Here is a 24,223-nt window from a genome sequence, read left to right on the forward strand (position 1 = left end):
TCAGGGTAAATTACGACAGGATTTTTGGGGCAGTTGCGACGTACGCGTTATACCGCTAGTGTGGCGGGTGACATGACCTTCTCTATGGCTGCAAACAGCGACTTCCGAGGCAGTGGTTTTACCAGGTAATTATCTGCGCCAGCATTGAGGAATTGTTGTTTGTCGGTATCGCAGTTGTTGCCGCTAACAATGATAACATGGGTTTTAAAAGGAAGGCAGTTGATTTCCTGCAATATCTCATGGCCGCTCATATCTCCCAGGAATACATCCAGCAATACTACATCTGGCTTCCATTCGCGAAGTATAGAGAGTCCATCTCGCCCGTTCATAGCCTGTTTCACTTGCACAGGGGTGTCGTCAAAAAAACGTTGCAGATACTTCTGGCTGAATACATCATCATCAATTGCCAGCACTTTCATACCAGCAAAAGGCTGTAAGGAAGCAGCAGGAATATGAGCCGGCGCAATACCTTTAACCAGTGGCCAGGAGAGCGTGAAGGTGCTGCCTTTCTCTAATTCGCTTTCCAGCGTAAGCGCGCCATCAATGCTTTTAGCCAGACTGCTGGCTACATATAATCCAATGCCAGTGCCAGGTAGATAGCTATTCTGTTCTGTTTCATACAAGTCAAAAATCTTTTTCATTTTTTCCTGGCTCATGCCCTGACCGCGGTCTTTTACGCGCAACAGTAAGCGTCCTTGCTCATGCGCAAGGGTAACGGTAACGACTGTATTTTCCCGTGTAAACTTGATCGCATTCAGCAAGAGGTTGATGACGATTTTATTCAATCTGTTTTTATGTGCAAGAATAAAATTGGGAATATCTTCTTCGGCTTCACAGATGAGTTTTACATGCTTACCGTTGGCCTGGTATTGAAATGATTTTACGATTTCTCTCAGCCAAGCCGCTACTGCGAAGGATTCTGGCGGTGTGCATTGTTGTGCCTGGCTGTCAAGTTCCAATACGTTGTTCACCACAGACATAGCATAACCGCTGCTGGCATTCAGGTCTCGGATATATTCAATCAGTGCGTTATATTCATTCTTTTTTTCTACTTCACGTGTAAGCACTTCCGTTATACCTGTTAAAGAATGTAAAGGATTTCTTATCTCATGGCTCAATGCCTTGCTTAAAAAGGTTTTTTCCTGTAAAGCCTTTTCCAGCGCTTCATTGCTGCCACGTAATGCCTGTATCAGGCGGATGGCGTATGTCTTGAAAAAGACTACCGCACAGATCGTGAGTACCAGCAGCTTAAAGGTGCAAAAGTCTTTCAGTAAGGAAATGTTTAGTGGTAGTTTGTTGGGCGTAATAATGCCATAGTATTTATTGGCCCTTATCAATACCAGCGTGGTAAAACATAAGCTGATACTGGTAACCAGGGAATGAGTCTGCGTAAAAATTAGTAGCGAAACAATGATAAGGAATACAACCAGCATGGTTTCCCCCACTTCCATTCCTTTGCCTATTTGCAGATATAACGCCATGAAATTATGAATAGCCAGGAAGAGTATATTGGCCGCCAGTCTGTGATGCATGTAATTCAACGCAGGCAGGCACATAAAGCCAAGACTGGCAATACTGCCGACAATGATCACCGCAATATCCCTTGTGCAAGAGTATAACAGGGCGCAATTGACAAACATAAAGAACCCGGACAAAATACTGAGTGTGTTGATCACACTGATACTATCGTTATTTTCGGCAGTAATAGCCAATGCCAACGGTTTACCGCTGTAAGGTTTTCTTGATACAAGCATGGAGGTTTGGTTGAGGGTTTAACTTAAATCTGTAAATGATTGCTTTGTTGCTCTACAAAAAAATCAAGTTGTTGCTCTACAAAAAATCAAAAGAAGAAACAGATATTATTAATACATCTTTCCTCACATATATGGATAAACGAGAAATAGTTAATTAAGTATTTGCAAGATTTGTTAATCAATTGTTAATACGATGAATGCCGCTACAGTGAAAGATTATGCCGGGGTCTGGCAGGTGAAAAGTGTACTTATTCCACTAGTTGGCTTGCCAGTGAGATGTAATCATTTTTATTGATCAATTTGCTAACGGTATTTCCATTCAAAACTTACCATTATCATTTTTCCAGAAGTTCTTGGCAGGAATATCCTGAATAGTATCCCAATGCTCTGCGATCTTGCCGTTCTCTACACGGAAAAGATCAAAGAATGCACTATGAAAACTATCCATATTTCCTTCACTTACCACCAACACAAAATTGCCTTCCCCTAAAACCTTATGGATACGGTCGTAGTGCATTGTTACACCATGATTTGCCCAATCGGACATAGCACGTTGTAAGCCGGAGAGATTATCAGGGATGCCTGGGTTATGCTGTATGTACGTATCGCCATCGAAATACTGAGGCAGCTTGTTCATGGTACCATTGACTAACACATCTTCCACAAAATGTTTGACCAGGTCTTTATTGGTACTGGTTTTATCGAGGTCTTTCACTTCTGTACTACCATCAGTCATAGTATGGCCGCTGGGATTGGCCAGACTAGGCGTTTTCTGGAGATTGTCCCAATGTTCTGTGATAAAGCCATCTTCGAACCGGAAGATATCGAACCCGATTTTAGGACCAAAGAAATCATAAACGGTATGTGCAAAAACATAATCCGCATCTTCGAAAAGCCGGACGGTGTCTACCTTGGCAGAATTTGGCGGCAGCTGCTGCAATAATTCGCCAAAGCCGGAAAGGCCATCTGCGGCGCTGAGATTGTGTTGCTTATAATGTTGAGGATTGATACATTGAACAGGTTCGGCAGCGCCGGTTTCTATTGCTTTCAGTAATGCTCTAACCTGTTGCTTTTGCGTGCTTTCCATAAAATTTTTTTCAGGCAGATGATTAAATATCTGAATGTCATTCTCTATACAAACATCCTGACTTGAAGGTTGCAATTCCCGGGTTGTATTCTGATACCAGCTATTAAGCAAAATTAAATCACTTATCCGGATATACGCTGTCAATTGTTTCTTTTAACGTTAGTTTTTACAGTAATCATACGATTTAAGTGATATAATATTTAGCCGGATTTATTATAGAAATGTTAAGTAACGATCACGCAATATTTTAATTCGTACCTTTGCACTACTTCAACGCAAAGATTGTCTTGCTTTCCCTGTACACATTGCCCCAATTACCATCGGTTCGTATTGATTTAACTTAAAATATTGAATATGAAAAGACTGGAAAACAAAGTGGCCGTTATCACTGGCGGCGCAGGAAGTATCGGACAAATAACAGCTAAATTATTTATTGACGAAGGTGCAAAAGTGGTATTGGTGGACCTGGACGAAGCTACACTTAAAAAAGCTACGGATACGCTTGGCCCTAATGCAGCTTATGTAACTGCAAATGTTACCGTAGCAGCAGATGTAGAAAAATACGCTAAAGAAGCTGTGAAAAAATTCGGTAAAATAGATATCTTCTTTAACAACGCTGGTATTGAAGGAGCTGTTGCACCGGTTACATCATTTCCTGAAGACGTATTTGATAAGGTAATGGCCGTGAATGTGAAAGGCGTTTTCCTGGGTTGCAAATATGTATTACCTCAGATGAACGACGGCGCTAGTATGATCATTACTTCTTCTGTGGCAGGATTAGGAGGTTCTCCAAACTTCGTGGCTTACGTTACCAGTAAACACGCCACCATTGGTATTATGCGTACCGTAGCCCTGGAAGCTGCCGCCAGGAAAATTCGTGTAAACACCGTACATCCATCTCCGGTAAACAACAGGATGATGCGTAGTATCGAAGAAGGCTATGAACCAGGCAAAGGCGATGCTGTACAGAAAGAATTTGCTTCACAAATACCGCTGGGCCGCTACGCCGAGCCGATTGAAATAGCCAAACTCGTATTGTTCCTCGGCTCCGACGATAGCCAGTTTATCACCGGTGCTGAATATGTGATCGATGGCGGACAAAATGCTAAATAATCCTTACATTATATCAATCTGAAAAAAGCGGCGCTACGCAGTAGTGGCCGCTTTTATGTTTCCCCTAAAAATAATGTTATGAGAAAATTGGTGTCTTTTCATTTTATTACCCTCAATGGTTATTTTGAAGATGCTGCCGGCGATACCTCCTGGGCCAGTCAAAGCCAGGAGCAGCGCGATTTTGCCCTGCAAAAAATGGAGGAAGAGAATATCCTCATCTTCGGCCGTATTACCTACGAGCACATGATAGCCTGGTGGCCTACGCCTGCGGCTATACGACAGGATCCTGAAATGGCGGCAGGCATGAATAACGCAGAGAAAATTGTCTTTTCCAACAGCCTCAAAAAAGTCGATTGGCAACAGACACGCATTATGGGTGGTGATATTGTGGAAGAAATACGCCGACTCAAAACCACGGCCGGCAAACATTTATGTTTGCTTGGAAGTGGCAGCATCCTTACGCTTTTTGCTGCACATGAACTGATAGATGAATTCCAGTTTATGATTAATCCGGTGGCATTAGGCAATGGACACCCTGTATTCGCGGGACTTACCCGGCAACTCAACCTGCAATTATTGTCGTCCAGGGTTTTAAACAATGGGGTAGTGATACTAACGTATATACCTATACGAAAATAATTTCCATTACGAAAAATCCCGTGGGAATAGCTTCCAACGGGATTTTCCTGGGGTTATAATAAAGTTTGGGGTCTAGTCAATGGATATTTTGGGGCTACCTGGATGACTTTAATACTATCCTCTGTGCATACGTTCGTGATGGGCTCTGGCTTCGTTGACGCGTGCCGCATGCATCGCTTGTCCGCCGCCATTGTGAGGCATACGCATCGCCTGTTGCGGGCGTTGCTGCATCCTGCCTTCGTTATTGTTTTCAGGTCTTGCCTGCGCCCTCATGTCATTATGCTGTGGTCTGTTAATATCTCTTTGTGGCTCGTTATTTCTTTCAGCATTATTAGCTACGTTGTTAACACCATTACCGTTATTCGCACCTGGCGCCATACGATTGCCTTGCACACTGGTCTCCCTGTTATGAAGATTATTACTGGTAGCCATTTCGCGGTTATTGTTCAGCGGCTGTGCGCGTTGCTGCATAGCCGTATTTTCGTGGGACTGCTGTGTCGTGGTAGGTGCCACTCTTTCTTCCCGCATCGCCATTTCTTCGTTACGGTTTGGCCTGGATGTAACACCACCTTCACCATTGTAACTAGTGCGGTTGTTGATGGTCGTATTGTTATTGATGACCGTCACATTTCTTACGTAGGTGTTATGAACAATAGTAGTATTCACATTAGCGCAGGCGGTGTTATAGTGATAAACATTTCCCTGCCACATGCCACCTTCAAACCCTACGCCGCCATAACCAAAGCCATAGTTGATGCCGCCATAAAAGCCGATATGTGGTCCCCAGTAACCGGCATGCCATGCATATACGCCGCCTACAAAACCCCAGTAACCTGGTGTCCACAATAACCGCGGACGAGGAGGACGTACCCATACGCCAGGTACCCAGAAATAACCATCAGGCCCATAGGCCCAATATCCCGGTGTCCAGATGAAACCATCGCCAGGACACATTGGTTGCGTATAAATAGGTAATGCCGGAGGGCCCACGTGTATGGATACGCCCACACCTACGCTTACCTGTGCATTTACTTCATTGATTCCCAATGAAAGCGCTGCTATGATGAAGGATGTAACTAAGATTCTTCGCATAAATATGGATTGCAAGATGGAAATAGGACTTGATAGCGAAGAAAAGGTTTAAGATCGAAGCAGAAAACCGCTGTTTTTAATCTGCTTTTAATTATTGCGTGTCCATTTCACGTCATAGTATGTACTACTTTGTCCATAGTGGCTGTTTTGAATGGTGTATTGGGAAAATTAAAATGTTTGCTACATGCCAAAAAAGTTTTAAAATGCCTATATTTTTGACATAAACCCCGACATAATGAAAGGAGAATCATTAACCCTGGTATCAAATGGATATATTGTAATCAGTTTTCACTGCAAAGATAAACGTTTACGCTTCCCCACAGGCCAGAAGGCAGGGGATAATTCGACAAAGGCATTACGAAAAATAGAAGCTGTAAAAAAGGCTGTTGATGACTATGTTTTCCAATATACGAGTAGAGCAATTGATATAATTCATGATGAGCTTAAGACATACCTTGATAATAAATTCAGACCAGATCAAAAAAAGAAAATTGCGAATAGAGATTTAATTGCGGATCACAAAGCAATGATAGCTGATATGGAATCTGGGGCTTTGTTAAAGCCAAAAAGTAAAACCAGATATAGTAAAGCATCTATCTTGCATTATGACAGTATGAGAAAGGTATGGGAAGACTGTGCAGCTGATCCGACAAGTGAATTTGTATTGAATTATGATATGACCCTTACGCTTTTTAATAACCTGGTCAAATGGATGATGTTGAATGGATATAAACAGAACAGTATGAGTTGTGTGGTTAATTGTTTAGAAATTTTCTTCAGATATACTGCCGGATTGGGTTATCATCAAAACGATGTTTATAAGCATAAGGATTTTACCGTCCCGAACGAGGAATCCGATGCCATCGCACCTACATTTGATGAGGTTAAAGCAATTTATAATTTACAGTTAAAAGGAATTAGAGAGAGAGTAAGAGACTTCTTTGTTTATGGTTGCTTTTTAGCATTGAGGGTAAAAGATTTAAAGCGCATAAATAAGTACATACCTAATGGACGATTTATGGAGGTATATACATCAAAAGGATCCAAAAAAGTAACTATACCGTTACATTGGATAGCAAAAGAAATCTACGAAAAATATGAAGGACGCATCCCGATTCCTTGCTTAAGTTCTTTGTATAATCACATTCCTGAAATCGCAAAGGTTGCAGGCGTTACTGGGAAAAAGTTGAAAACCTATACTCAGGGGGGAATTAAAAAAGAACAATACTTTGAAAGGGCGGACATGTTCAGGCCACATTCTATGAGAAGGTTCTTTGCAACGTGGATGTATAAGGACTTGCGGAGGCAGCCAAGAGAGATTATGCTAATAACTGGCCATTCATCGGAAGATTCCTTCTTTAAATATATTAAGATTGAAGCAGAGGAAAACGCCCTGGAGATCCTCAATGACCCAGCATTCTGCAAAAAGGAGTAAAGAAGGCTTACTAAGAAGCCTTCTTTATTTTGGACAAGTCTTTTCGCTGAATCAGTAGGCTCCTGCCGATCCGTAACCCCTTTATATCCAGCTCCTTCATCCTGCGTCGGATAGTTCGTTTGCTGCAGTTAAATTCTTTCGCTGCCTGGTCTACGGTGATTTCTTCATATTCTGAAGGTCGTTTTACCGAATCCATGGCTGCCTGTAACGCTGCAGCTATTTCGTTGGCAATAAGTTTCCGGAGGTCGTCCGGTGTCATTTGAATGATCTGTATTGTATTCATGTTCACTGTATTTTAAAACGGGTTAACAAAAAATGGCTATTTTTTTTTAAACTTATCAAGTGCTTGTTGAATTTGTTCTGGTGTAAATCCTGTTCCATTAGACCAGTCGTTAATGTAGGTTTGCACATCATGCTTAAATGACTGACAGTCTACCATGCCGCTTACATGGGCATATTCCCGTTCCACTACCCAATCACAAAACATCTGGGATATCTCCTTTGCTGCAGCATCTATATCCACATCCTTTACCTTATCATAGGCGTAGATGCCATGGGATCCAGCATGGTCCGAGAACTTCTCCTCAGTATGTTGGAGTAAAATTTCTTTCACAACGCTAATCATTTGATACCTCCTCTTCTTCAGGTGTTATAAGGTCATAAACTGGTCCAAGACCATCCTCTAGCTCTTCAAGTTTGGAAAATGTCTCTTCTTCTAAGCAATCGCAGTATGCTTTTAACGCAGTAGCGCCTAGTTTTTGCCGATTATCAAATCTGATGTTACTGAATTGTGCTTTTAAAGTTTCTGCGTTCATTTTAAAACCGGTAACCTATCCGGCAGGTTTAGTTTTTTTGAAGAAATCCTCGTTACTGCAGAGGGTGTCCATTGCCTTGGCTAACACCAGGTTTCCCGTCTCATCACGTTTTATGCCTGTGGCAACCGTTTTTATTATCTCCGTGATCAGCTGGTACTTATTTTCGCCGGAATACTTGTCCGCAATTATGATAAGCTCGGATTTAAGTTTCTTCACTTCATGCTCGCGGATATCAGCTTCTACGCCAGTTACGGAGGCTAGCCATTTTACTATTTGTTTCATATGGTGTTTTTGGTAATAGAAGCCAATTGCTAGGAAACATTTTTACGGGAAACCGTATTTCTCCCTTTTATCTTCTCCGAAAGCGTATCCACGCCTATTGGAATGAAAGAATCCTGGTCGAGTGGTCGAGTGGTGTTGTGCCAAACTTTATATCCGAGGCTCTTCATTCTATTAATGTCTGAGTCTATGACACCGATGAAACCAGGTAGTTTACCATGACCACAACAACAGCCGGTCGTAGTAATGCCGTGGCGCCACAACATTATTACTTCCTCAGCAATACATCTGTCCAGTGAATAACCGTTATGCTTTGGCATGTGAGCAGGGGCGTGAACCCACATTTGATTTGTATAGGTTTGGAACTCGACGTTTACACAGGTGCACTTATGCATTCTTTCCGTCCTCCTGTGCGGTATCTACCAGCCAGCGAAACAGTTCTTTGCATGGCATGTATTGATTGAAGGTAGCTTCACCCATATCAGATACTGGTACTGCGAATGTATACTCGCGGCCTGTTTTAATATCCGAGGTTACCCAGGTAGCAATGCCTTTCCGAATGGACTTAAAGTCAGCACTCCATGCCGGGTTCTTTAAAAAGATTTTCTGCAGTTCTGTTTTTTTCATTTGTTCACCGGTTACCCTATCCGGTTAGGGGTTAAGAAGTAAATCTATTTTTTGTTTGGCGCCATTTATTCCGGCGTTCATACCCACACAAGTACCGTCTTTTACTATGTCGAATACATTTCCTCCTGGGGTATTTGATTTTATGCGATGATAAATTTCATGGCCTTTGTAAATAATTGGGATGGCTTCGGTGGCAATAACTGGACTTGAATCTTGGTATCCTTTTTTATGGAAAGGGTTTTTGTATAATGCCATATTATTTATCTCCTGTGTCCGTAGCAGGTGCGGTTAATTCGTTCTGAGATATTTTTGCTTTCTGGTATTCATCTCGAACTTTCCAGTAATAATCTATGTGGCCGCATGGGTTAGACCACACACTAACATTTAGCCTGCGGCTACCATCATAAGATAAGCCTTGAGTTGGCTCTCCACGTGGTCCACCACACACAGGGCATAAATCAGAAATTTCTATTGTCATTTCGTAAAACCCTTCATGTTCCTTACAGGATGGTATTGTTACTCTCATCTTTCCCCGGTATCGCTTCCGGAAGCGTTTATTTTTTGTTCTCGTAGATATTCCCGATTACCACAACAGGTCTGTCTTTATAGAAGTTTGTACGTTTGCCGTTTTCATGCCGAACAGTAAATCTTCCATCTTCGAATACAACCTCTCCCTCCCAGGTATACTCAGTCTCCCATACCAGTCCTGTGGTAGTGATATTCACGATATCACCCTCATATATTGGATGCTTGTTCTTGTCTACAAGACCTGTGTATTGCATCACTGCCTCATATCGAATACCACCAAGTTCATACTGCGCAGTAGGTCCACCGCTACCTAAAATGCCTGTTCCTGTACTTTTAATGCATTTGAACATACCGATATCAAGAACGAAATCCCATGTGAATGGCGAAACGTTGTAAACCATTTTTTCACCTGTCCACGCTCTGAATTTGAAATTTTCAATTTGTCTCATTTTGTTTACTCCCAGGTACCACCTGGCCGGGTTTATTAATGATTATAAAGAATATAATAGAAGATCAGAACTATTACAATTTGGTGTAGGAGCTGATCAACTCCGAATAATACCCAGTGCATGGGATTTCGGATAGACTCTAAATTCACATTTGATGCAGTTATTCGCCCTTTCCCTATGTCAATCACTGTATGGGTAACAGTTTGGAACAAGAATATCAACAAAGCATTCAAAGTTGTTGTGTAACTGACGCACACCAGGAACATTAATAATCCATGTACTATACCATGAATCAAGATCGGGAATACTGGTCTTCCGTGATACTTCGCATTGAGCATCCATCGTGTCGAAAGCGGAGTGAAATCAGCCGCGAAATGACAAAGTAAAAGGAGTGGTAATAAATACATTGTTTACTACCAGGTACCGCCTGGCCGGTTAAAATTTATTATATTTGAAAAAAAGCTTATGGACGTAAGAAATTTTGTTAAGAACTCACTATTAGAAATATTTCAAGGAATCAATGATGCCAAAAAAGAATTGTCTGATAAAAGTGTTAGTGGTACTATAAATAATACTGATTATACAGAAGAATCATCTCATCTTATTGAGTTTGATATTGCTGTAACTGTTTCTGAATCAGATAAAAAAGATGTAGATGGTAAACTGTCTATAGCATCAATTTTATCTACTGGTGGTTCTATGGAAAAATCATCAAATCACAATGTTGTATCCAGGATCAAGTTTTCCATACCGGTAACTTACCCACAGACAATTGGACCAATGCATATGGCGACCACTGGAGGCTATTAATTGAAATACTTCATTGCTTCCTGACCTATCCAGCGACCCATCGGGACAGCTACAGCATTCCCTATAAGTCTGTAGGAGCTTTTTTTATCCAGGAAATAATAGTCATCCGGAAAGCCCTGAAGACGGGCGTATTCTCTGATAGTAAATGGCCTAAGCCCATGACTACTATTTTTATCTACCAGCATTCTGGTTGACAGATCTTTAGCATAGTGGGCCACGCACGTGGGCGCGTAAGCGTTACAATCTGCGGGGTCTACTATGATCGGTCTGTCTCGGTATTTCCCGTTAATCCTGTTTACTACATAGTCCGGCATTTCATATACCGGCTCCGCGTCCAGAATATCCTTTATTGTCTGCCGGCGACAGCCGGTAGGACTGGAGGGGTTAAATGGTTTGCGGGTGCCTATCAATATTAGTCGCTCCCGGCGCTGAGGCAGCCAGTTAAGGGCGTCTATCGGGCAGAACACAGTCACATAGTAATCTGGCAACTGAGTCATAGCCTCCATTACCACCGGAAACTTCCGCATACCTGGTACGTTCTCCACGATGTACATTTCTGGTTTTTCCAGGGCGATATGACGGAAGAAATGCAGGAATAAATCATCGCCGGTACGGGTGCCGTGAAGGTCGGCCGCAGGGCTGTATTTTGTACAGGGATAGGTACCTACGATGATATCTGACTGCTCCTGACCCAAGACGGTGATGTTCGAAATATCCTGCTGCAGAATCGAATGCCCGAAATAGGAGGGGTTCATCTGCATGCACTCGGCAGCTTCCTGATCCAGATCAAGGGAAGAAATCATTTCGATACCGGCATACATTAGGCCGATCTCCATTCCTCCACAACCTGAAAAATATCCTTTTGCTGTTGGTGTCATATATTCACTCGCCCTTCCGGGCCGGTTTAAAATCAAAAATATCCGAGGGAGAAAGCGTTGTCAATCTCCGTTGTATCGTATCTAACCTTCCTTTTTTTGCCGAACGTGACGCCGGTTTCTTGTGTTACAATCGAAAGAAGCCTATCAAAATCACAATACAGGCCTTCTAATACGTACTTCTTGCCCCTCATTTTTTCTGGATTACCCTGAAGGTATTTATCCATGCAGTGCACCATCTTCTCTACTGGTATGCCCTTCTTTTTAACGAAGAAGTTCCAATAGTTTTGTTGAGCCTGTGGATGACTGGTATAATACCATCGATGCGGATCCTTTACGTTTACTGGGAGCTTTTTCTTTTTTCCCATGGCTGTTTTTATTGTGAAATAGCTGCTAAAAATTCTCCCTGAGTACTTTGGGTCTTGCAACTGACAAATGTTAGGTGAATCATTTTTCCTACCTGAGTTTGCGATACAAATCGGCTGCCCCATTTATCACCTTCCACACTATTGAAGTGATCATGCGCAGCTTTCCTGGCATCCTGGAAGGTGTCAAAGACTCGAATGGTCTGTGTGCTTGACTTTATTTTGTTCATTGTCCTGTAGTTTAAGGGTGGTAGCGAAAGGGTCAGCATGTGTATTGGTTTTAGTTTTACTTGTACTTAACGATGATTGCAATCAGCTCCGCACGATCCCATTTATGGGGCAATCGTGCGATATCCTTCAGGTGCTGGACGCGTTCAGCGCCGATCTTTGCGATTAGGTTGTCATTGTACTCGATCAGATTACCGTGTTCGTGGGTGTTACACCGTGAGCACTGGCCATGCACGTTATCCGTGTGAAATCTGACATTGGTGTTATGGCCTGCAGAAAGAAAGTGTCCTGCGTGCATCAGGGATACTGGTTTAACCTCCTGGCAGGAAATGCAGGTAAAGTAATCCCCATCACTGTCGCGCTTCCGGATGAAAGCATTGAAGTGTTTTTCTGCTATCCGGATTAATGCCGGCAAGGATTTAGCTGCGTATTTCTTGTATTGATCTGGTGTTATATTCATTGTTCACTGTGTTTTTTCGTTCTGAATTGCTTTTACAGCTTCACGGCGGACTGTTTCTATCTTGCTGGCAGTAAGCACAACAGAACATAGGTCGTCACTCTTTAGCCATTCCTTACCCTCCTTGATTAGGAGTTCATATTTTTCTCTGGCAGCAGGCACAGGGATCGTGGTTGTCTGGAGGGCTACTTTCATTTCCAACGCGTATATCTGCCGGCACTCTTCCATGATATCCCTTTTTTCAGCCGGGGAAAAGGTGATCATACCCTTTCTGTTCAACCAGTCGTACAATGGAGTGATTATCCTGACTGACCGTATTTGGCCATTGCGGGCCGCGTCCTTGACTCTTTCCCATTCGTCCGACCAATCAGTCTCGCCAACGGGTAAAGCGGCATACATTGCATCCTTTGAGGCTGTTTTAAGCCGTTCTTCACGCACAGATGCATCGTGTCTGGCTGACCGGTACCTATTAATCGGTTGTAGAATAAGCGAAAGATTCATCGATTTACCCCAGTCTTTTATTTCCAGGGCGTAGGTTCTGAAGGCGAGCGCTATTTCTTCTGGATTCAAATCACCGCATTGTTCTATCAGGAAATGGCCAAACTCGATTACCAACGAGGTCATAAGGCTATTATCCTCTGGTATTCTCCAGCCGGTAGCAGAATAGATTCTGATTAACAAAGCTTTCGTGTGAAGAGCGATATCTATGGCCGATAGCCTGTCAATTCTGGGTAGGATGTATTTAGTGTTCAGAATTGTTTTCTCCTCCGTAGTTAACCCTTCCGATATCTGTTGCAAGTGATTGGGCAAGGATTGCTGCACCCGTAGAGCTGCCGTTAGGTTGTCTACCAGTTGCTGTACTTGTTTGTTCTCGCTGTTCATACTTTGCCTCGTTTTCTTGGTAAGTAGTAATAAATCTGTTAGCCATTGATTTCCATTTTGTTATGGGATTCCCTTTGTTGATCCAATCCACGGCGTCCCAGGTGTCATAAAACTTTTTAGCCATCGTTGTGGTGCCATGCTTCTCTTTGAAGTATGCTTTTACCTGTTCTTCTGTTGGTATTATCTGGGAGGGGGGCGGCGCGGGAGCGGGGGGAGGGCCTCCGGTCAAATTCCCGTTTTTAATGATTTTTTCATAAGCCTCGATTTTTCGTTTGAGCGCCTGAACCTCTTTACTCTCTTCTTTACTTTCTGTTTCTTTACTTTTCTTTTCTTTGTCGAAATCTTCATACAGATTGTGAGTTTCTTCATGAAGTTTTGGCAATTCTTCCCGAATAATTAGTATTTCTTCCGGAATTATGATGTTGGTGCGTCTAGCTTTTATTGACCAACTGATGTATCTTTCCTGAATAGATTTTGAAGTAAGTACTCTCTCGCTCGTGAGTAGTTCTTTTGAAAAAAGACCCACAGCACAGCAATAGTTTACTATTTCCTTCACAGTTGTTTCTTTCAGGCCAAAGTATTCGGCTACGTCAAAGGCAGTACTTTCGTCCCACTCCAGGTAGCAGCCTTTTACCCGGTAGATTTCATTCAGTAGATAGTCGTATACAGCTATACCATCACATTTAAAATCCTTCTTCAATCTCTTTATCCGGATGTCCATGTATCTATCCGTCTGGACAGACCAGTAGGCAAATCCTTTTGTTATTGCTTTTTGCTTCCATGTCATTACTCGTCGAGATTATATAGGTCAGGTTGATATCCGTCAGCAATAGCTTGCTTGGCCTCTATATTGCTGACCGGAGGAAGACAATGGTAGTGTTCAGCCATTCCACGGCCTACCGGACTTCTCACCGTTTCATCCAGCTTTACCAGGTTGCCGGCGTCCTCCAGATCAGATATAGCCCTCCGGATAGATGTCAACTCGGCACGTATGCCATCGGAGGTGAGTTTGTGGTAAACTTCCCGGGCGGTGAATTTCTTATCTGGGTATTTGTTGAACAGCCGCATTACTGCATCAGTCTGCGTTATGTTCTTTTCTTGTCTGTCTTTCAATTCTTCACCGGAAAGACCAATAGTGTTATAAAATTTCATGCGCGGTTAGATTTAAAAGGTGAGTGCATTGGGTAGCATGCGAAAAGAGTTAGTTGCCTTTATATCTGGCACTGAAACCCCGCTTATCGGAAACCTTCCCTTTTTTGGCATAGTATTGCCGATCAATGACATCAGCGTCAAATTTGTGCTTGTTGCCATCCTGGTCAAGCATGGTATAGACGCGCTTTTCTGATTCACGCACACCTTTCTGAATTTTCATTGATACCAGGGACTTATTATAGGGAATCCGTATAGTTTGTCCCACCATTGGAAACATAATTTTTGGCATGAGAATAATTTTAAGATCTACCAAATACTTTTTGTTCTTCTTTTAGAGCTGATATTACGGTACGTACCAGGTCTATTATATGAGTTATGGTACGGTGTACGCGTTCACAGAACTCGTAAGTGGCTTCATTGTCCCCGGATTTAGCCTTAGCATAATCTGTAGCCATGGATGGTGAAATTCTGAGACTCTGAGACACGCGGCTAAACACATGCGATTCATATGCCTTGCGAGTAGAGGCGCGCCATTCCCGTTTTGCTGCAGCCATTTGTTCTCCTGTAAAGGCCAGCCAAGCAGACAGTCTTCCTGAGAGATCAATTAAAGCTGTAATTGATTGCAGTCCGGTAATGAGTGAGTCCATCTGAAGCAATTCAGTATGTATGGCTTCTACAGCAGGTAAATTCAGTTCACTGTTCATTGAGATACTTTTTTGATAGTTCTACTACTGCTTTGCACTGTTCCACATCAAACATTCCAATATGACAGCTGCTTGTGGGGATATTCAAGTTATCAGATAGCCACCTGTAAGCCTGATTGCGTTTCATACGCTTGCTAAGCCATATCTGATCAAATGCTGTATGCGCCTGTTTCTTCCAGTGTCTTAATTCCTTATTGGCGAGTCTGCCGAGTGCCTTGACGGTTCCCTTATGAACTCCACAGTAAGCATCACATGGTCTACAGATGTAAATCATACCGTATGATCTGCCATAGATTTCAATGCTATCGGTATATTCAGTAGGAGAGTGGCAGTATGGGCATATCTTGCCTTCCATGATGTCCGCTGTCATTTACCCAGTGTTACCTTAAAAGAAGAAGTGGAAGTTTTGATGGGAGGGTACACTTCGTAAGATTCTCCGGTCTCAATATCTGTTTCGATGAACATCCGAGAAACGCCCTTAAGGAATGTTTCACGTTGCTTTTTTGCTTCTTCCAATGGCTTCATTTTCTCGCAGATTCCTAGCCATACTGGATCTGGTGAGTAATCATATTTAGTACCCACCTCGGACGATTGGATTTTTGCATCCAGCTTACCTACAATGCCACCGCCATACTTTGACAGTTCATCTGTGATATGTTGTCGGATACCTTCTTTCACTGCTTCACAAGTGGATGTTATGGCTGCCAATCTGGCCACTACCTCGAAACAGTCCATATTTCCTTCAAGCACATCCTGGATGATATGGGAGGCAATCACAGTCACATTTCCTTTGGTAGGAAGTATGGATGAATTGACGAGGTTCAGAGAATTTGTTTCCATTATTTCGAATTGTTCAGGTGAATAATCGGTTTGGTCTTGCTCCCGCTCATGCAGGAAAAGGTCACGCGGTCGCATCTTGATTTGATTTGGTGATTTCTTTATACTTTTCAATAGCAGCCTTTTTAACTGGGCCCTCCATATTGAAAGGATTAGGAAAGGATGATTTTAATGCCTTGAGATCTTCTTCGGTTTGAACAAGAGCTATACCGGTCAAAAGAGCCGACCCAAAAAGTTCATTGTCCTTTCCAATTACATTAAAATTGGTTGCTATTAGATTTAATACCTGCATAGTGTTAGGTGCATCCGCAATCAGTTGAGCTATTTCCTCCGCCTTGCTCATAGGTTGTGGTGTAGAGGCATCGGCATCTCCCGTTTTCATTTCAGCGGTAGGTATAAGGAATATCTGTAGCAAAGCATATTTCAAAGCACCGCTGCTGGATTTGTTGGTGCTCTTGTCGGAGGTGTCCATACCCTCGCCCTCAACTATTGCCGAAACAGAGGAGCCATCTACGGCATAAAATGTGAATTTTACTCTTTGGATGGTATATATCAGCAGACTGTTTGATTTAGTTTTACGTTCTTCACGGGAAGATTCCAATACTTCTGGTACCAGGAAGACTTTATGTTTCGAGAATATAGAATGAAGTGTATTGTACACATCATCTATGCCTCGAAAGGTGTAGCCCTGATCCTTGTTTCTTTGGTCTTTGGCAATTGGAGTGGCATCCGCCATTATTGCCGCCATCTTTTCGAAAATTAAAGGTGCTTTTTCCATTGTTTTCATACCTTTACCTTGTTAGTTTTAAAATCTGCCGATTTTGAATTAGCTGCCCGGCGCGCCACGCCGGGCTTTTTTATTGCACCTGCACTATTTCAAAGTCAGATGTCTTTACAAATAATTTCCTCTCTGATAGATGCTTAATGGACGGGCAGGGGCCATCGCCCAAAGAGTATGTAAGCTTACTGCTGCTGCCCCAGGTCTCCACGGTAGCACTGCTGCTGCCCAAGGTCTCCACGGTAGCACTGCTGCTGTCCAAGGTCTTCACGGTAGTACTGCTGCTGCCCAAGGTCTTCACGGTAGCACTGCTGCTGTCCAAGGTCTTCACGGTAGCACTGCTGCTGTCCAAGGTCTTCACGGTAGCACTGCTGCTGCCCCAGGTCTTCACGGTAGCACTGCTGCTGCCCAAGGTCTCCACGGTAGCACTGCTGCTGCCCAAGGTCTCCACGGTAGCACTGCTGCTGTCCAAGGTCTCCACGGTAGCACTGCTGCTGCCCAAGGTTACTATATAGGCAGGTTTATCTATTGAGAGGTGATGTTTGCCAGAAGTGTAGATATTATGGAAGAATAATAGTTCGGTTCCGAAAAGTTCTTCAAGAATATCAGCCAGCCCTTCTTGCTTGGATGCAATCCAGGCAATATTGTCTTTGATGACTTCTAAAAGCTCATGAATAGATGAGGCGTTATACATTCGATTTGCTTGTCCTTCACACCATTCAAATTGTTTGCCTCGTCGAACGATGAAATCTTTAATTTCTTCAAAGGTCTTTGTAGTAATTGTTTCCATAAGGGAAGTGTTATTTATGTCTGTGAAAGAGATTGTAAGCTGCGATTGTGACGAGGATTACAAAGGACATCCTTATAATGCCGCCCACGCTTTTAAGTCTTCTCCAGGTTGCCTGCATTGTGAAAGATTTAAGAAACAGGCAGGTTACTCAAAATCAAACCTGTTGGTTATTACCTGCCTGTTCGTGTACTGTCCAAATCGATAACGTTTCAGAATAACTGCGCTTCTGCGGGATTATCTGGCCAGTCCGGATCTCGTAAGTGGTGCATAAAGTTTGTTTTTGCGCTGCGTTCAGGCATGAGAGTGTCATGCCGCTTATAGCAGCTGGTTAGTGAATATGAAAAAAGCGTTTCTGAGAGGAGAGAACCGGATTCGAACCGGTGGTCGCGGGGTTGCAATCCGCTGCCTTACCACTTGGCCATCTCTCCAGGTATTTAATCGTAGTACTGTGCCCGTTCTCGTCTCTTCTCCAGTTCTTTCTCTACTCGCTGTTTGCGTTGCCAGTTACGGTAGGACTTTTCGTCATCTGGATCAGGTTCGTCGTCTATTTCGTCTATCTCTTCGTTTTCCATGGTACTGTGATTTTAAAAGTGCCGGTCTTTCCCGACTAGCTTATGGTTTCTTGTGATCAGGGCCGGACTCGAACCGGCATTGGCAATCTTTACTGTTTATAGCCGCATCTGTGGGGCCGCCAATCATGACTCCTTGTACTTTGGTATCATGTGTGTTTACCATTTCACCACCCGATCTTTTGCCGGCACTTACCCGACCGGCTTAGGGTGACCTCTGAAATCGCTACCAGTGCAGGGATCGAACCTGCGGCCCTCTGATTAACAGTCAGATGCTCTACCACTGAGCTAACCGGTAATTAATTATTTATATTCTTTCGTAGTATTCAGTACATCTGCCGAGTCCTTTTCTTTACTGTCGCGGATAAAGAAGCCGTCCTGCATGAGTAGTTCATAGTCTTGCCGATTTAAAAGTATCTTCACTACGCGACCTGGTGTATAAAGGTTGCATATAACAACACAATCGACGATTTCTTTTACATCAATTTGTACCATATGAATAATTTTTAATTTGTTTTCAAATTGAAGGCAGATAGTAGATACAGTCTGCCGGAAGTTTTCTGCTTATACTTAATGCCCCAAAAAGAGTTTATCCCCGCATGCTTTTCCACCAATCATCTTCTTCAAAGAAGCTGTAGTCTGTATCCTCTGATTTATTTCCAATTAATTTTCTGATAAACAGAAGGATAATAAGTATTATGATGCCTAGCGCAACATCGCTATAGAAGCCAATATCTGCGAGAAAAATATCGTATATACAAAGAGTTTATAGAGGTTAATAAAATGCTGTTAGTCTCTCTTAGGGATCATTTTATATTTTGTAATCAATCTGGATAGCGGTTTTACTTTTTCTGAATATGCTTTTACCATACGATTGTAATCGTTAACTTTTTCTATCCAGCGCACTGTATTAGTTTTTTTGTACTGGCGTAAAATGCCTTTTAGTTTTTCGATATCTCGCAAAAGATTACAACAGGCAATGTCATCACATTTGTACTGGCTAAATACCTCTGCCATTATTATTGAATAATGCAATTCACTTGGCATCAGATTAGGAAATTCTTTCATCAGGCGTCGTTTGGAATAGTCGTATATTCTTTGGACCGAAAATTCACGAATGGCATCTTTGAATACGAAGTCGGGAGTTGACTTCAATGTATATTCTGAAATGACTTTCATTTGATTGCTTGACAATTTTTCCATAGTCTGTTTGTTTAAAAAGTGCTGCAGCGAGTAGGCACAAGCCGCGTATCGTTATGTAACACATTATGAATAACGAGTTTAAAATTGTTCACTGTTCTTTGTCTTCCCGTCTCCAGGTGTATATCGCAAGTCCTAAACAGGCAATTATTGCAACACTACAGCAGACGTAGACAGTAATAGCATCTTGATTCATTGTTCACTATTCTACTTATGAAAGGTGATTTTGCACACGGTAAATCTTTGCTTCCAGGCGTCCTTCCTCTTCAATCTCGCGGAGGATGTCTTTATCCATATTTTCGAAGAAGATACCTGCATATCTTGCAGAGTTTAAATCTCGCTGCACCTTGTCTAAGGATGATCTCACGCCGCTAGTGTCTACAGATACTGTGATCTTCGGTTTCCTCGTCTTTAACAGTGGTAGTGCGATTATAATTCCGACACCTATTCCAGTATAGAAATATCCAATAGACTGAAACTTACAGGCACAAAAGATCCCTGTGCCAGCTACCAGTGTAGCGGCGAATAAAATGAGATTTCGCATTGTGAAAAGTGTTAGAGGTTAGTAGTTACCGTGTTAAGTTCTGCTTGTTGTATAAGACCTTCCGCGGCAGCCATGACTTTATCATTGAAGTAAGAGTCTTCCTCTGACATTGCACGCTTGATAGTTGTTGCATGCAAATCAACCAGCTGATACAAGTCTTTAATCAGCAATCCGTATTTCTTCATTTTCTTACGGATACCTTTAAGCCTGCTTTTCTGACTCTTTTTTGATAATGATGTTGTCATAGTGAAAATCCTTATATCAGTTTTGCGTATTTTTACGCTTGTTGTAGCATACTCGGTAGGCTACCTTTGCTTTGTTGAAACAAATCTACAAACATTTCAGTAAATAACAAACAATTCAGTAGAAAATATTGCATATTTTTTAATGCTCATCGTTAATAGTTGAAAATCAATAAAATGGAAAGTCGTAAATCAGAAAATAAGGCGAGCGTAGATTTGAAAATGCCAGAATTGAATGAGAGAGTTAAGAAAGTAGTGGGCCATTTTGCTGATGGAAATGTTTCAATGTTTGTAAAAATGTTAAATGAGGTTGACTTAGGAACAGATATAAGTCAGCAAAAATTTAACCGCATATTTAATATTGATAGTCGAACAAATAAGTTTCCAGGTGTTCCAGTAAGTGTTGCTGGCGCAATTCTACAACGCTTTAAAACCATATCGCCAGAGTGGTTGTATGAGGGAAAAGGAACAATGGAAAAGGAAGAAGAATATGTAGAGTTCGATGTGGCCGCTGCGGTAAAGAAAACACAAGCGACCACAGAAGTTATGCTATCTGCGATTTCCGAATTGCTTGCGTTGGCAACAGGGCAGACTGCGACGTTTGTGCGAGAGCAGCTGCAAGATCTGGTAAACAAACGGTTAAGCGAGTAGGTACAGCTGCAATAAGTCGGGGTGGTTGTTTTGGTTTGCTCTTACACGTCATGATCAATCAGTTGTGAGGTTAGAGAATAGGTTACTGGCTGCCGACAGTTACTGAAATTATTCAGCACTACTGCATTCTATCTGCGTAGTAAATCAAATTTGCTAAAAATTTTAGTAAAAAACACGAGTTGCCACAGCTTTTTTTGACATGGAAAGAATAAACGCATCTCTTGGAGTTATTTTAATTAATACGATAAAACTAGGATAATAATACGAGTTTTTGAAATTTATTTGATTCTTAGATATCATTCACACCAAAATTTAAATTGACTACCTATATGGATGGAGAGTTATCATTCTGGAAAGCACTTTTTATAATCTTATTTATTATGGTGGCCATGTTAATTCCGGTATTGATGCAGAGGCAAAGACGGAAGGATCAGGACAGGCTTATTGGAGAAGCAAAAGCTAAATATTCAGAATGCCTAAAGGGTACTGATAAAGCTGCTGCTTTAGCTACAGGTAGAGATTATTACGCAATGCTCCGAGGTGGGAAGTTATCCGTTTATGACGAACAAGCAATTGCGAATGATTTATCCACTATGAAATGAATTTTTGATGTCAATTGAAGAAATAAAAGACAAGGTCCTTGAGCAGTTATTAGATGGACGAACGTATGGGAATGTAGATATTGCTAATAAATTGGGGCTTAACTCGCAGGAGGTGTTGAATGCGCTGCATTTGGTAAAGAATGATCCATTGCTAGGGCATGTTATAAGCGATAGTAAAGGGTATGGCGATAGCACTATAGCGGTATCTGTATTACCTCATCATTTGCCAACCCTTCAGCAATTCCTGTCAACTGGTGGCTTTGCGGGGTCGGCGGCAAGGAAGATATTGGCAGTAAAGGAAAACCTGGATATCCAAAAGCTTTTAAAGCAGCATCTCGAACTAGCAGTGGTAGAAAAAGTGGATTCTGCAATTGAGCGGTACGAAAATAAATGGAAGCTGAGTGATATAATTGCAATGGTTGCCGCACTTATAGCATTAGCAGCTTTACTGAAAGACTGTGTAGGTAAATAGAGCGAATAAAAAATATAAAATGCCGGTAGAAATTTATACAAAAGAGTTCTATAAAATTTGCGATTTGGCACTGGAGCAGCTTGTGGCTGGGGATAAATCCCGGACTGTTGTTGTGGCTTCTGTAGTTATGGAGCAGGATATCGATGAAGCCTCTGCATTGAAAGCTATTCGGTTCTTATCAGCTGCAGGATGGATTGGGCTCTCTGAGAACTTCAATGATCAAGGAGGATCATTTTGGGCTTTGTTTGGACAAAGAAATAAAATTCGGGTTTTTTTAGACTCAGGAGGATATCAGGCTCAGTATATAGCGAAATTGGAAGATGATGAAAAGAAGCTGAGGGCTGAAAATCTAAGGAGTCAGGAGTTGGAATTATCTATCCAGGCTATGGTGGATGCTGCATCGGAGCGCTATGAAAATAAGTGGAAGCGAAGTGACACAATTGCTGCAGTGGCGGCACTAATTGCGTTCCTTGCGCTTATTGTGGCATATATGGATTATCGAAAACCGTAGTTTAACTATCTGTGGCGGGATGCTAACCAAACATGTTTCTAATAGCGTCACCAATAATGAAATTTCTATTAGTTCTTCCTAAAAATAACCCGATGATTTGCTTGCCAGGAAACCTTTGCTGAAGAGTGGCCTGGCAAGCCTTAAAATGCGCGCCTGTGGTCAGTATGTCATCGAAGATAACAATATAATCTCTAACATCTTGGCACTCGTTCTCGTTTATTCTTAAACATTCCTGAATCTCTGTCGGTTTCATTCTCTCTCCATTCTTAGCAAGATGCGATGTTTTCATGTTCTGATCGATATAGAGTATCTCCTTTAGGTTTATTTCACCTCCCGATAACCCTGAGGCCAATATTTTCATTAGTCTATCATCATATTCAGGATCAGCTTTGCACTTACTGGATGGGGTAGGCACCAAGGTAACGAGCCCAGGGCGAAAGTTGGGAACTATTTTATTACGAACCACTTCTGTAAGAGTGGTTATCGCCTGAATCTTGTACTTATAGTCCGCAAGGCCTTTTCTGCTTTCAAACTTTTTAAAGTTATGAAGAGTTTGATTATAAGTGGTGCGACTGTAATTTTTGTCAGGGTAATAATCTCCAAGGTAGCAGCATATATCCTCATCCCGCAAATAGGAATGATCTCCAATGGTCAGTTTATCAATGTATTGAAGTCTACTCTCTAGGCCAGTCATAGGTTATTGATCAGGTCTGAATACTCTTTTACTCTGAAAACATTCTCTCTGCCTTCATATTTTGAGGGCCATGAAATACCGGGATTAAGAAAGCAGCTATCCAAAATGAATAGCTTTCGTCCCTGTTCCATTGCTGCTTTTGCTTGAATAAGAGTGCCGGATGTGTCACTTGCCTCTACAATAACTGTGGCTTCAGATAAAGCAGACATGGTTTTATTTCGTTCAGGGAAGAATATTTTCTGTCCCAAATAATGCATATTGTGATAATGCATTATAGGCACCTGACTGACCAACAGGTGGTGTTGTGCAATAAATTTTTGCAACTCTACATTGCTTTTGGGATAAAATGTTTCAATTGGCGTTCCAATTACTCCTATTGTTTGTCCAGCGTTCTTAATAGCTGTGGTATGGGCTACGGTATCAATGCCTTCCGCCAGGCCAGACACAATGGTAAACCCGTCATTTACCAGAAGTCTTGTGATTTTCTCAGCGCGTTTAACGCCATCTGATGATGGCTTTCTACTTCCCACAACTGCAATCTTTCTGGTTTCCAAAAGGCTGAGATCTCCCGAGTAATAAAGCGCCTGCGCTGGATATCGGGCAGACAATAGGTCATCTGGATACTCAAAACTGCCTCTTAAAAGGAAGTTAAATTCATATCCTATATCTGTATTGAGTATTTGCCTTATATAAACTTCAGCTTCGTCAATCTTTTCTTTAGGGGCAAGCTCGGAGGGCATGCGGTCTGAGGAGTGAAGGAAAAGTTCTGCTATAGTTTTAACAGTGGCCTTTTCTCCATTCCACAACGCCTCATACGCTAACAACTCTTCATAAGGAGAGATCACTTTTCTCTTGAATGGGCTTGGGTGCATGTCTATCATTGGAACTTAGCTTATCGTGTTCGTGATGCGAAACTAATATATTAAGGATATATTGAGTGTTAAGTAGGAATACATCATGAATATATGACAATTTAGTGGGAAAATAGTTCCCAACTACAATAATATAACTACTGTACGCATTGAATCTGCGTGAACAAATG

41 protein-coding genes and 3 tRNA genes are annotated in these 24,223 nt (G+C 42.0%); 8 read left to right on the plus strand and 36 right to left on the minus strand.

What is annotated here, in order from left to right; genetic code table 11:
• Positions 1-47: 47 nt before the first annotated feature.
• Together ACE38W_RS14670 and ACE38W_RS14675 are read right to left on the minus strand one after the other, a co-directional pair.
• Positions 48-1,754, minus strand: a complete 1,707-nt coding sequence (locus tag ACE38W_RS14670; RefSeq protein ID WP_375831975.1) for a response regulator — start codon at positions 1,752-1,754, stop codon at positions 48-50.
• 319 nt (positions 1,755-2,073) lie between these two features.
• A complete protein-coding gene (locus ACE38W_RS14675; protein WP_375831977.1) occupies positions 2,074-2,841 on the minus strand; it encodes a nuclear transport factor 2 family protein in 768 nt (255 codons plus the stop codon).
• Positions 2,842-3,195: 354 nt separating this feature from the next.
• Here ACE38W_RS14675 and ACE38W_RS14680 point away from each other — a divergent pair, with 354 nt between their 5' ends.
• Positions 3,196-3,954: an SDR family NAD(P)-dependent oxidoreductase gene (locus ACE38W_RS14680; protein WP_375831978.1), complete on the plus strand. Its 759-nt coding sequence runs from the start codon at positions 3,196-3,198 to the stop codon at positions 3,952-3,954.
• Between the two features lie 78 nt (positions 3,955-4,032).
• Entirely contained in the window at positions 4,033-4,593 is a 561-nt protein-coding gene (locus tag ACE38W_RS14685; RefSeq protein ID WP_375831979.1) for a dihydrofolate reductase family protein, read from the plus strand.
• Positions 4,594-4,707: 114 nt separating this feature from the next.
• Here ACE38W_RS14685 and ACE38W_RS14690 read toward each other — a convergent pair whose 3' ends face one another.
• Positions 4,708-5,685: a YXWGXW repeat-containing protein gene (locus tag ACE38W_RS14690; RefSeq protein WP_375831980.1), complete on the minus strand. Its 978-nt coding sequence runs from the start codon at positions 5,683-5,685 to the stop codon at positions 4,708-4,710.
• Between the two features lie 235 nt (positions 5,686-5,920).
• On the opposite strand from ACE38W_RS14690, the gene ACE38W_RS14695 reads away from it, so the two are divergent.
• Positions 5,921-7,120 (plus strand): hypothetical protein, encoded by a 1,200-nt coding sequence (locus tag ACE38W_RS14695; protein WP_375831982.1) that lies wholly within the window; start codon positions 5,921-5,923, stop codon positions 7,118-7,120.
• Between the two features lie 10 nt (positions 7,121-7,130).
• Here ACE38W_RS14695 and ACE38W_RS14700 read toward each other — a convergent pair whose 3' ends face one another.
• The 10 genes from ACE38W_RS14700 to ACE38W_RS14745 form a co-directional block, all read right to left on the minus strand.
• On the minus strand, positions 7,131-7,403 hold the full coding sequence (locus tag ACE38W_RS14700; RefSeq protein WP_375831983.1) for an excisionase family DNA-binding protein: 273 nt from the start codon (positions 7,401-7,403) through the stop codon (positions 7,131-7,133).
• A gap of 36 nt (positions 7,404-7,439) precedes the next feature.
• Entirely contained in the window at positions 7,440-7,733 is a 294-nt protein-coding gene (locus ACE38W_RS14705) for a hypothetical protein (protein WP_375831984.1), read from the minus strand.
• Positions 7,734-7,737: 4 nt separating this feature from the next.
• Positions 7,738-7,935 (minus strand): hypothetical protein, encoded by a 198-nt coding sequence (locus tag ACE38W_RS14710; protein WP_375831985.1) that lies wholly within the window; start codon positions 7,933-7,935, stop codon positions 7,738-7,740.
• 15 nt (positions 7,936-7,950) lie between these two features.
• Complete coding sequence (locus ACE38W_RS14715) at positions 7,951-8,217, minus strand: hypothetical protein (RefSeq protein ID WP_375831986.1); 267 nt, start codon at positions 8,215-8,217, stop codon at positions 7,951-7,953.
• Positions 8,218-8,246: 29 nt separating this feature from the next.
• On the minus strand, positions 8,247-8,534 hold the full coding sequence (locus ACE38W_RS14720) for a hypothetical protein (RefSeq protein ID WP_375831988.1): 288 nt from the start codon (positions 8,532-8,534) through the stop codon (positions 8,247-8,249).
• A 67-nt stretch (positions 8,535-8,601) separates the two neighbouring features.
• Positions 8,602-8,841 (minus strand): hypothetical protein, encoded by a 240-nt coding sequence (locus tag ACE38W_RS14725; protein ID WP_375831990.1) that lies wholly within the window; start codon positions 8,839-8,841, stop codon positions 8,602-8,604.
• 24 nt (positions 8,842-8,865) lie between these two features.
• Positions 8,866-9,096 (minus strand): hypothetical protein, encoded by a 231-nt coding sequence (locus ACE38W_RS14730; RefSeq protein ID WP_375831991.1) that lies wholly within the window; start codon positions 9,094-9,096, stop codon positions 8,866-8,868.
• Between the two features lies 1 nt (position 9,097).
• The gene (locus ACE38W_RS14735; RefSeq protein WP_375831992.1) at positions 9,098-9,367 is read right to left on the minus strand and encodes a hypothetical protein; all 270 of its coding nucleotides are present in this window, start codon (positions 9,365-9,367) and stop codon (positions 9,098-9,100) included.
• A 28-nt stretch (positions 9,368-9,395) separates the two neighbouring features.
• Positions 9,396-9,818 (minus strand): YopX family protein, encoded by a 423-nt coding sequence (locus ACE38W_RS14740; protein WP_375831993.1) that lies wholly within the window; start codon positions 9,816-9,818, stop codon positions 9,396-9,398.
• A 35-nt stretch (positions 9,819-9,853) separates the two neighbouring features.
• Positions 9,854-10,225 (minus strand): DUF3307 domain-containing protein, encoded by a 372-nt coding sequence (locus ACE38W_RS14745; RefSeq protein ID WP_375831995.1) that lies wholly within the window; start codon positions 10,223-10,225, stop codon positions 9,854-9,856.
• Positions 10,226-10,283: 58 nt separating this feature from the next.
• Between ACE38W_RS14745 and ACE38W_RS14750 the strand changes: the two genes are divergently transcribed.
• Positions 10,284-10,628 (plus strand): hypothetical protein, encoded by a 345-nt coding sequence (locus ACE38W_RS14750; protein ID WP_375831996.1) that lies wholly within the window; start codon positions 10,284-10,286, stop codon positions 10,626-10,628.
• Here the strand turns inward: ACE38W_RS14750 and ACE38W_RS14755 are convergent.
• The 21 genes from ACE38W_RS14755 to ACE38W_RS14855 form a co-directional block, all read right to left on the minus strand.
• On the minus strand, positions 10,625-11,506 hold the full coding sequence (locus ACE38W_RS14755) for a DNA cytosine methyltransferase (RefSeq protein WP_375831998.1): 882 nt from the start codon (positions 11,504-11,506) through the stop codon (positions 10,625-10,627). The genes ACE38W_RS14750 and ACE38W_RS14755 overlap by 4 nt on opposite strands.
• A gap of 32 nt (positions 11,507-11,538) precedes the next feature.
• Entirely contained in the window at positions 11,539-11,871 is a 333-nt protein-coding gene (locus ACE38W_RS14760; RefSeq protein ID WP_375832000.1) for a hypothetical protein, read from the minus strand.
• Between the two features lie 8 nt (positions 11,872-11,879).
• The gene (locus ACE38W_RS14765; protein ID WP_375832001.1) at positions 11,880-12,098 is read right to left on the minus strand and encodes a hypothetical protein; all 219 of its coding nucleotides are present in this window, start codon (positions 12,096-12,098) and stop codon (positions 11,880-11,882) included.
• A 56-nt stretch (positions 12,099-12,154) separates the two neighbouring features.
• A complete protein-coding gene (locus ACE38W_RS14770) occupies positions 12,155-12,556 on the minus strand; it encodes a recombination protein NinG (RefSeq protein ID WP_375832003.1) in 402 nt (133 codons plus the stop codon).
• 3 nt (positions 12,557-12,559) lie between these two features.
• Positions 12,560-13,234 carry a hypothetical protein gene (locus ACE38W_RS14775; protein ID WP_375832005.1) on the minus strand — a complete coding sequence of 225 codons (675 nt, stop codon included), beginning with the start codon at positions 13,232-13,234 and terminating at the stop codon, positions 12,560-12,562.
• Positions 13,235-13,295: 61 nt separating this feature from the next.
• Positions 13,296-14,222 carry a DUF4373 domain-containing protein gene (locus tag ACE38W_RS14780; protein WP_375832006.1) on the minus strand — a complete coding sequence of 309 codons (927 nt, stop codon included), beginning with the start codon at positions 14,220-14,222 and terminating at the stop codon, positions 13,296-13,298.
• Positions 14,222-14,587 (minus strand): hypothetical protein, encoded by a 366-nt coding sequence (locus tag ACE38W_RS14785; RefSeq protein ID WP_375832008.1) that lies wholly within the window; start codon positions 14,585-14,587, stop codon positions 14,222-14,224. The genes ACE38W_RS14780 and ACE38W_RS14785 overlap by 1 nt, the downstream gene beginning before the upstream one ends.
• Before the next feature lie 49 nt (positions 14,588-14,636).
• The gene (locus ACE38W_RS14790) at positions 14,637-14,876 is read right to left on the minus strand and encodes a hypothetical protein (protein ID WP_375832010.1); all 240 of its coding nucleotides are present in this window, start codon (positions 14,874-14,876) and stop codon (positions 14,637-14,639) included.
• Positions 14,877-14,886: 10 nt separating this feature from the next.
• Positions 14,887-15,291, minus strand: a complete 405-nt coding sequence (locus tag ACE38W_RS14795) for a hypothetical protein (RefSeq protein WP_375832012.1) — start codon at positions 15,289-15,291, stop codon at positions 14,887-14,889.
• Positions 15,281-15,661: a zinc-finger-containing protein gene (locus tag ACE38W_RS14800; RefSeq protein WP_375832014.1), complete on the minus strand. Its 381-nt coding sequence runs from the start codon at positions 15,659-15,661 to the stop codon at positions 15,281-15,283. Before ACE38W_RS14800 ends, ACE38W_RS14795 begins: the two co-directional genes overlap by 11 nt.
• A complete protein-coding gene (locus ACE38W_RS14805) occupies positions 15,658-16,206 on the minus strand; it encodes a hypothetical protein (RefSeq protein WP_375832015.1) in 549 nt (182 codons plus the stop codon). The genes ACE38W_RS14800 and ACE38W_RS14805 overlap by 4 nt, the downstream gene beginning before the upstream one ends.
• Positions 16,193-16,915, minus strand: a complete 723-nt coding sequence (locus tag ACE38W_RS14810) for an ERF family protein (protein ID WP_375832017.1) — start codon at positions 16,913-16,915, stop codon at positions 16,193-16,195. Before ACE38W_RS14810 ends, ACE38W_RS14805 begins: the two co-directional genes overlap by 14 nt.
• 70 nt (positions 16,916-16,985) lie before the next feature.
• Complete coding sequence (locus tag ACE38W_RS14815; RefSeq protein ID WP_375832019.1) at positions 16,986-17,696, minus strand: hypothetical protein; 711 nt, start codon at positions 17,694-17,696, stop codon at positions 16,986-16,988.
• A 357-nt stretch (positions 17,697-18,053) separates the two neighbouring features.
• Positions 18,054-18,124, minus strand: a tRNA-Cys gene (locus ACE38W_RS14820).
• A 6-nt stretch (positions 18,125-18,130) separates the two neighbouring features.
• Entirely contained in the window at positions 18,131-18,268 is a 138-nt protein-coding gene (locus tag ACE38W_RS14825; protein ID WP_375832021.1) for a hypothetical protein, read from the minus strand.
• Positions 18,269-18,321: 53 nt separating this feature from the next.
• Positions 18,322-18,445: transfer RNA gene (locus ACE38W_RS14830), tRNA-OTHER, on the minus strand.
• Positions 18,446-18,491: 46 nt separating this feature from the next.
• Positions 18,492-18,563: transfer RNA gene (locus tag ACE38W_RS14835), tRNA-Asn, on the minus strand.
• 5 nt (positions 18,564-18,568) lie between these two features.
• Entirely contained in the window at positions 18,569-18,760 is a 192-nt protein-coding gene (locus ACE38W_RS14840; protein WP_375832022.1) for a hypothetical protein, read from the minus strand.
• 294 nt (positions 18,761-19,054) lie between these two features.
• Entirely contained in the window at positions 19,055-19,468 is a 414-nt protein-coding gene (locus ACE38W_RS14845) for a hypothetical protein (RefSeq protein WP_375832024.1), read from the minus strand.
• A gap of 208 nt (positions 19,469-19,676) precedes the next feature.
• On the minus strand, positions 19,677-20,009 hold the full coding sequence (locus ACE38W_RS14850; protein ID WP_375832025.1) for a hypothetical protein: 333 nt from the start codon (positions 20,007-20,009) through the stop codon (positions 19,677-19,679).
• Positions 20,010-20,020: 11 nt separating this feature from the next.
• On the minus strand, positions 20,021-20,254 hold the full coding sequence (locus ACE38W_RS14855; RefSeq protein WP_375832026.1) for a hypothetical protein: 234 nt from the start codon (positions 20,252-20,254) through the stop codon (positions 20,021-20,023).
• Positions 20,255-20,428: 174 nt separating this feature from the next.
• On the opposite strand from ACE38W_RS14855, the gene ACE38W_RS14860 reads away from it, so the two are divergent.
• The 4 genes from ACE38W_RS14860 (at position 20,429) to ACE38W_RS14875 (ending at position 22,487) form a co-directional block, all read left to right on the plus strand.
• Positions 20,429-20,902 carry a hypothetical protein gene (locus tag ACE38W_RS14860; protein ID WP_375832027.1) on the plus strand — a complete coding sequence of 158 codons (474 nt, stop codon included), beginning with the start codon at positions 20,429-20,431 and terminating at the stop codon, positions 20,900-20,902.
• Positions 20,903-21,231: 329 nt separating this feature from the next.
• Positions 21,232-21,504, plus strand: a complete 273-nt coding sequence (locus ACE38W_RS14865; protein ID WP_375832028.1) for a hypothetical protein — start codon at positions 21,232-21,234, stop codon at positions 21,502-21,504.
• A 7-nt stretch (positions 21,505-21,511) separates the two neighbouring features.
• Positions 21,512-21,976 (plus strand): hypothetical protein, encoded by a 465-nt coding sequence (locus ACE38W_RS14870; RefSeq protein ID WP_375832029.1) that lies wholly within the window; start codon positions 21,512-21,514, stop codon positions 21,974-21,976.
• Positions 21,977-21,995: 19 nt separating this feature from the next.
• Positions 21,996-22,487, plus strand: coding sequence for a hypothetical protein (locus ACE38W_RS14875; RefSeq protein ID WP_375832030.1), 492 nt, complete (start codon positions 21,996-21,998; stop codon positions 22,485-22,487).
• Between the two features lie 22 nt (positions 22,488-22,509).
• Here the strand turns inward: ACE38W_RS14875 and ACE38W_RS14880 are convergent, their stop codons facing one another.
• Both ACE38W_RS14880 and ACE38W_RS14885 read right to left on the minus strand, forming a co-directional pair.
• Positions 22,510-23,181 carry a hypothetical protein gene (locus ACE38W_RS14880; RefSeq protein ID WP_375832031.1) on the minus strand — a complete coding sequence of 224 codons (672 nt, stop codon included), beginning with the start codon at positions 23,179-23,181 and terminating at the stop codon, positions 22,510-22,512.
• Positions 23,178-24,062, minus strand: a complete 885-nt coding sequence (locus ACE38W_RS14885; RefSeq protein ID WP_375832032.1) for a DNA-processing protein DprA — start codon at positions 24,060-24,062, stop codon at positions 23,178-23,180. Before ACE38W_RS14885 ends, ACE38W_RS14880 begins: the two co-directional genes overlap by 4 nt.
• Between the last annotated feature and the right edge of the window lie 161 nt (positions 24,063-24,223).

It is taken from the genome of Chitinophaga sp. Hz27 (assembly GCF_042263525.1).
Classification (GTDB): Bacteria; Bacteroidota; Bacteroidia; order Chitinophagales; family Chitinophagaceae; genus Chitinophaga.

Bases quoted from the DNA above. Each gene is read 5' to 3' on its own strand.
- ACE38W_RS14880 (WP_375832031.1), bottom strand. From the start codon at position 23,181: ATGACTGGCCTAGAGAGTAGACTTCAATACATTGATAAACTGACCATT.
- ACE38W_RS14760 (WP_375832000.1), bottom strand. From the start codon at position 11,871: ATGGGAAAAAAGAAAAAGCTCCCAGTAAACGTAAAGGATCCGCATCGA.
- ACE38W_RS14740 (WP_375831993.1), bottom strand. From the start codon at position 9,818: ATGAGACAAATTGAAAATTTCAAATTCAGAGCGTGGACAGGTGAAAAA.
- ACE38W_RS14805 (WP_375832015.1), bottom strand. From the start codon at position 16,206: ATGCGACCGCGTGACCTTTTCCTGCATGAGCGGGAGCAAGACCAAACC.
- ACE38W_RS14730 (WP_375831991.1), bottom strand. From the start codon at position 9,096: ATGGCATTATACAAAAACCCTTTCCATAAAAAAGGATACCAAGATTCA.
- ACE38W_RS14825 (WP_375832021.1), bottom strand. From the start codon at position 18,268: ATGGAAAACGAAGAGATAGACGAAATAGACGACGAACCTGATCCAGAT.
- ACE38W_RS14690 (WP_375831980.1), bottom strand. From the start codon at position 5,685: ATGCGAAGAATCTTAGTTACATCCTTCATCATAGCAGCGCTTTCATTG.
- ACE38W_RS14865 (WP_375832028.1), top strand. From the start codon at position 21,232: ATGGATGGAGAGTTATCATTCTGGAAAGCACTTTTTATAATCTTATTT.
- ACE38W_RS14810 (WP_375832017.1), bottom strand. From the start codon at position 16,915: ATGAAAACAATGGAAAAAGCACCTTTAATTTTCGAAAAGATGGCGGCA.
- ACE38W_RS14675 (WP_375831977.1), bottom strand. From the start codon at position 2,841: ATGGAAAGCACGCAAAAGCAACAGGTTAGAGCATTACTGAAAGCAATA.
- ACE38W_RS14750 (WP_375831996.1), top strand. From the start codon at position 10,284: ATGGACGTAAGAAATTTTGTTAAGAACTCACTATTAGAAATATTTCAA.
- ACE38W_RS14765 (WP_375832001.1), bottom strand. From the start codon at position 12,098: ATGAACAAAATAAAGTCAAGCACACAGACCATTCGAGTCTTTGACACC.
- ACE38W_RS14845 (WP_375832024.1), bottom strand. From the start codon at position 19,468: ATGGAAAAATTGTCAAGCAATCAAATGAAAGTCATTTCAGAATATACA.
- ACE38W_RS14860 (WP_375832027.1), top strand. From the start codon at position 20,429: ATGGAAAGTCGTAAATCAGAAAATAAGGCGAGCGTAGATTTGAAAATG.
- ACE38W_RS14735 (WP_375831992.1), bottom strand. From the start codon at position 9,367: ATGAGAGTAACAATACCATCCTGTAAGGAACATGAAGGGTTTTACGAA.
- ACE38W_RS14710 (WP_375831985.1), bottom strand. From the start codon at position 7,935: ATGAACGCAGAAACTTTAAAAGCACAATTCAGTAACATCAGATTTGAT.
- ACE38W_RS14720 (WP_375831988.1), bottom strand. From the start codon at position 8,534: ATGCCAAAGCATAACGGTTATTCACTGGACAGATGTATTGCTGAGGAA.
- ACE38W_RS14855 (WP_375832026.1), bottom strand. From the start codon at position 20,254: ATGACAACATCATTATCAAAAAAGAGTCAGAAAAGCAGGCTTAAAGGT.
- ACE38W_RS14715 (WP_375831986.1), bottom strand. From the start codon at position 8,217: ATGAAACAAATAGTAAAATGGCTAGCCTCCGTAACTGGCGTAGAAGCT.
- ACE38W_RS14815 (WP_375832019.1), bottom strand. From the start codon at position 17,696: ATGGAAACAATTACTACAAAGACCTTTGAAGAAATTAAAGATTTCATC.
- ACE38W_RS14695 (WP_375831982.1), top strand. From the start codon at position 5,921: ATGAAAGGAGAATCATTAACCCTGGTATCAAATGGATATATTGTAATC.
- ACE38W_RS14725 (WP_375831990.1), bottom strand. From the start codon at position 8,841: ATGAAAAAAACAGAACTGCAGAAAATCTTTTTAAAGAACCCGGCATGG.
- ACE38W_RS14685 (WP_375831979.1), top strand. From the start codon at position 4,033: ATGAGAAAATTGGTGTCTTTTCATTTTATTACCCTCAATGGTTATTTT.
- ACE38W_RS14870 (WP_375832029.1), top strand. From the start codon at position 21,512: ATGTCAATTGAAGAAATAAAAGACAAGGTCCTTGAGCAGTTATTAGAT.
- ACE38W_RS14755 (WP_375831998.1), bottom strand. From the start codon at position 11,506: ATGACACCAACAGCAAAAGGATATTTTTCAGGTTGTGGAGGAATGGAG.
- ACE38W_RS14790 (WP_375832010.1), bottom strand. From the start codon at position 14,876: ATGCCAAAAATTATGTTTCCAATGGTGGGACAAACTATACGGATTCCC.
- ACE38W_RS14700 (WP_375831983.1), bottom strand. From the start codon at position 7,403: ATGAATACAATACAGATCATTCAAATGACACCGGACGACCTCCGGAAA.
- ACE38W_RS14840 (WP_375832022.1), bottom strand. From the start codon at position 18,760: ATGGTACAAATTGATGTAAAAGAAATCGTCGATTGTGTTGTTATATGC.
- ACE38W_RS14670 (WP_375831975.1), bottom strand. From the start codon at position 1,754: ATGCTTGTATCAAGAAAACCTTACAGCGGTAAACCGTTGGCATTGGCT.
- ACE38W_RS14770 (WP_375832003.1), bottom strand. From the start codon at position 12,556: ATGAATATAACACCAGATCAATACAAGAAATACGCAGCTAAATCCTTG.
- ACE38W_RS14780 (WP_375832006.1), bottom strand. From the start codon at position 14,222: ATGACATGGAAGCAAAAAGCAATAACAAAAGGATTTGCCTACTGGTCT.
- ACE38W_RS14795 (WP_375832012.1), bottom strand. From the start codon at position 15,291: ATGAACAGTGAACTGAATTTACCTGCTGTAGAAGCCATACATACTGAA.
- ACE38W_RS14680 (WP_375831978.1), top strand. From the start codon at position 3,196: ATGAAAAGACTGGAAAACAAAGTGGCCGTTATCACTGGCGGCGCAGGA.
- ACE38W_RS14850 (WP_375832025.1), bottom strand. From the start codon at position 20,009: ATGCGAAATCTCATTTTATTCGCCGCTACACTGGTAGCTGGCACAGGG.
- ACE38W_RS14745 (WP_375831995.1), bottom strand. From the start codon at position 10,225: ATGTATTTATTACCACTCCTTTTACTTTGTCATTTCGCGGCTGATTTC.
- ACE38W_RS14800 (WP_375832014.1), bottom strand. From the start codon at position 15,661: ATGACAGCGGACATCATGGAAGGCAAGATATGCCCATACTGCCACTCT.
- ACE38W_RS14885 (WP_375832032.1), bottom strand. From the start codon at position 24,062: ATGATAGACATGCACCCAAGCCCATTCAAGAGAAAAGTGATCTCTCCT.
- ACE38W_RS14875 (WP_375832030.1), top strand. From the start codon at position 21,996: ATGCCGGTAGAAATTTATACAAAAGAGTTCTATAAAATTTGCGATTTG.
- ACE38W_RS14785 (WP_375832008.1), bottom strand. From the start codon at position 14,587: ATGAAATTTTATAACACTATTGGTCTTTCCGGTGAAGAATTGAAAGAC.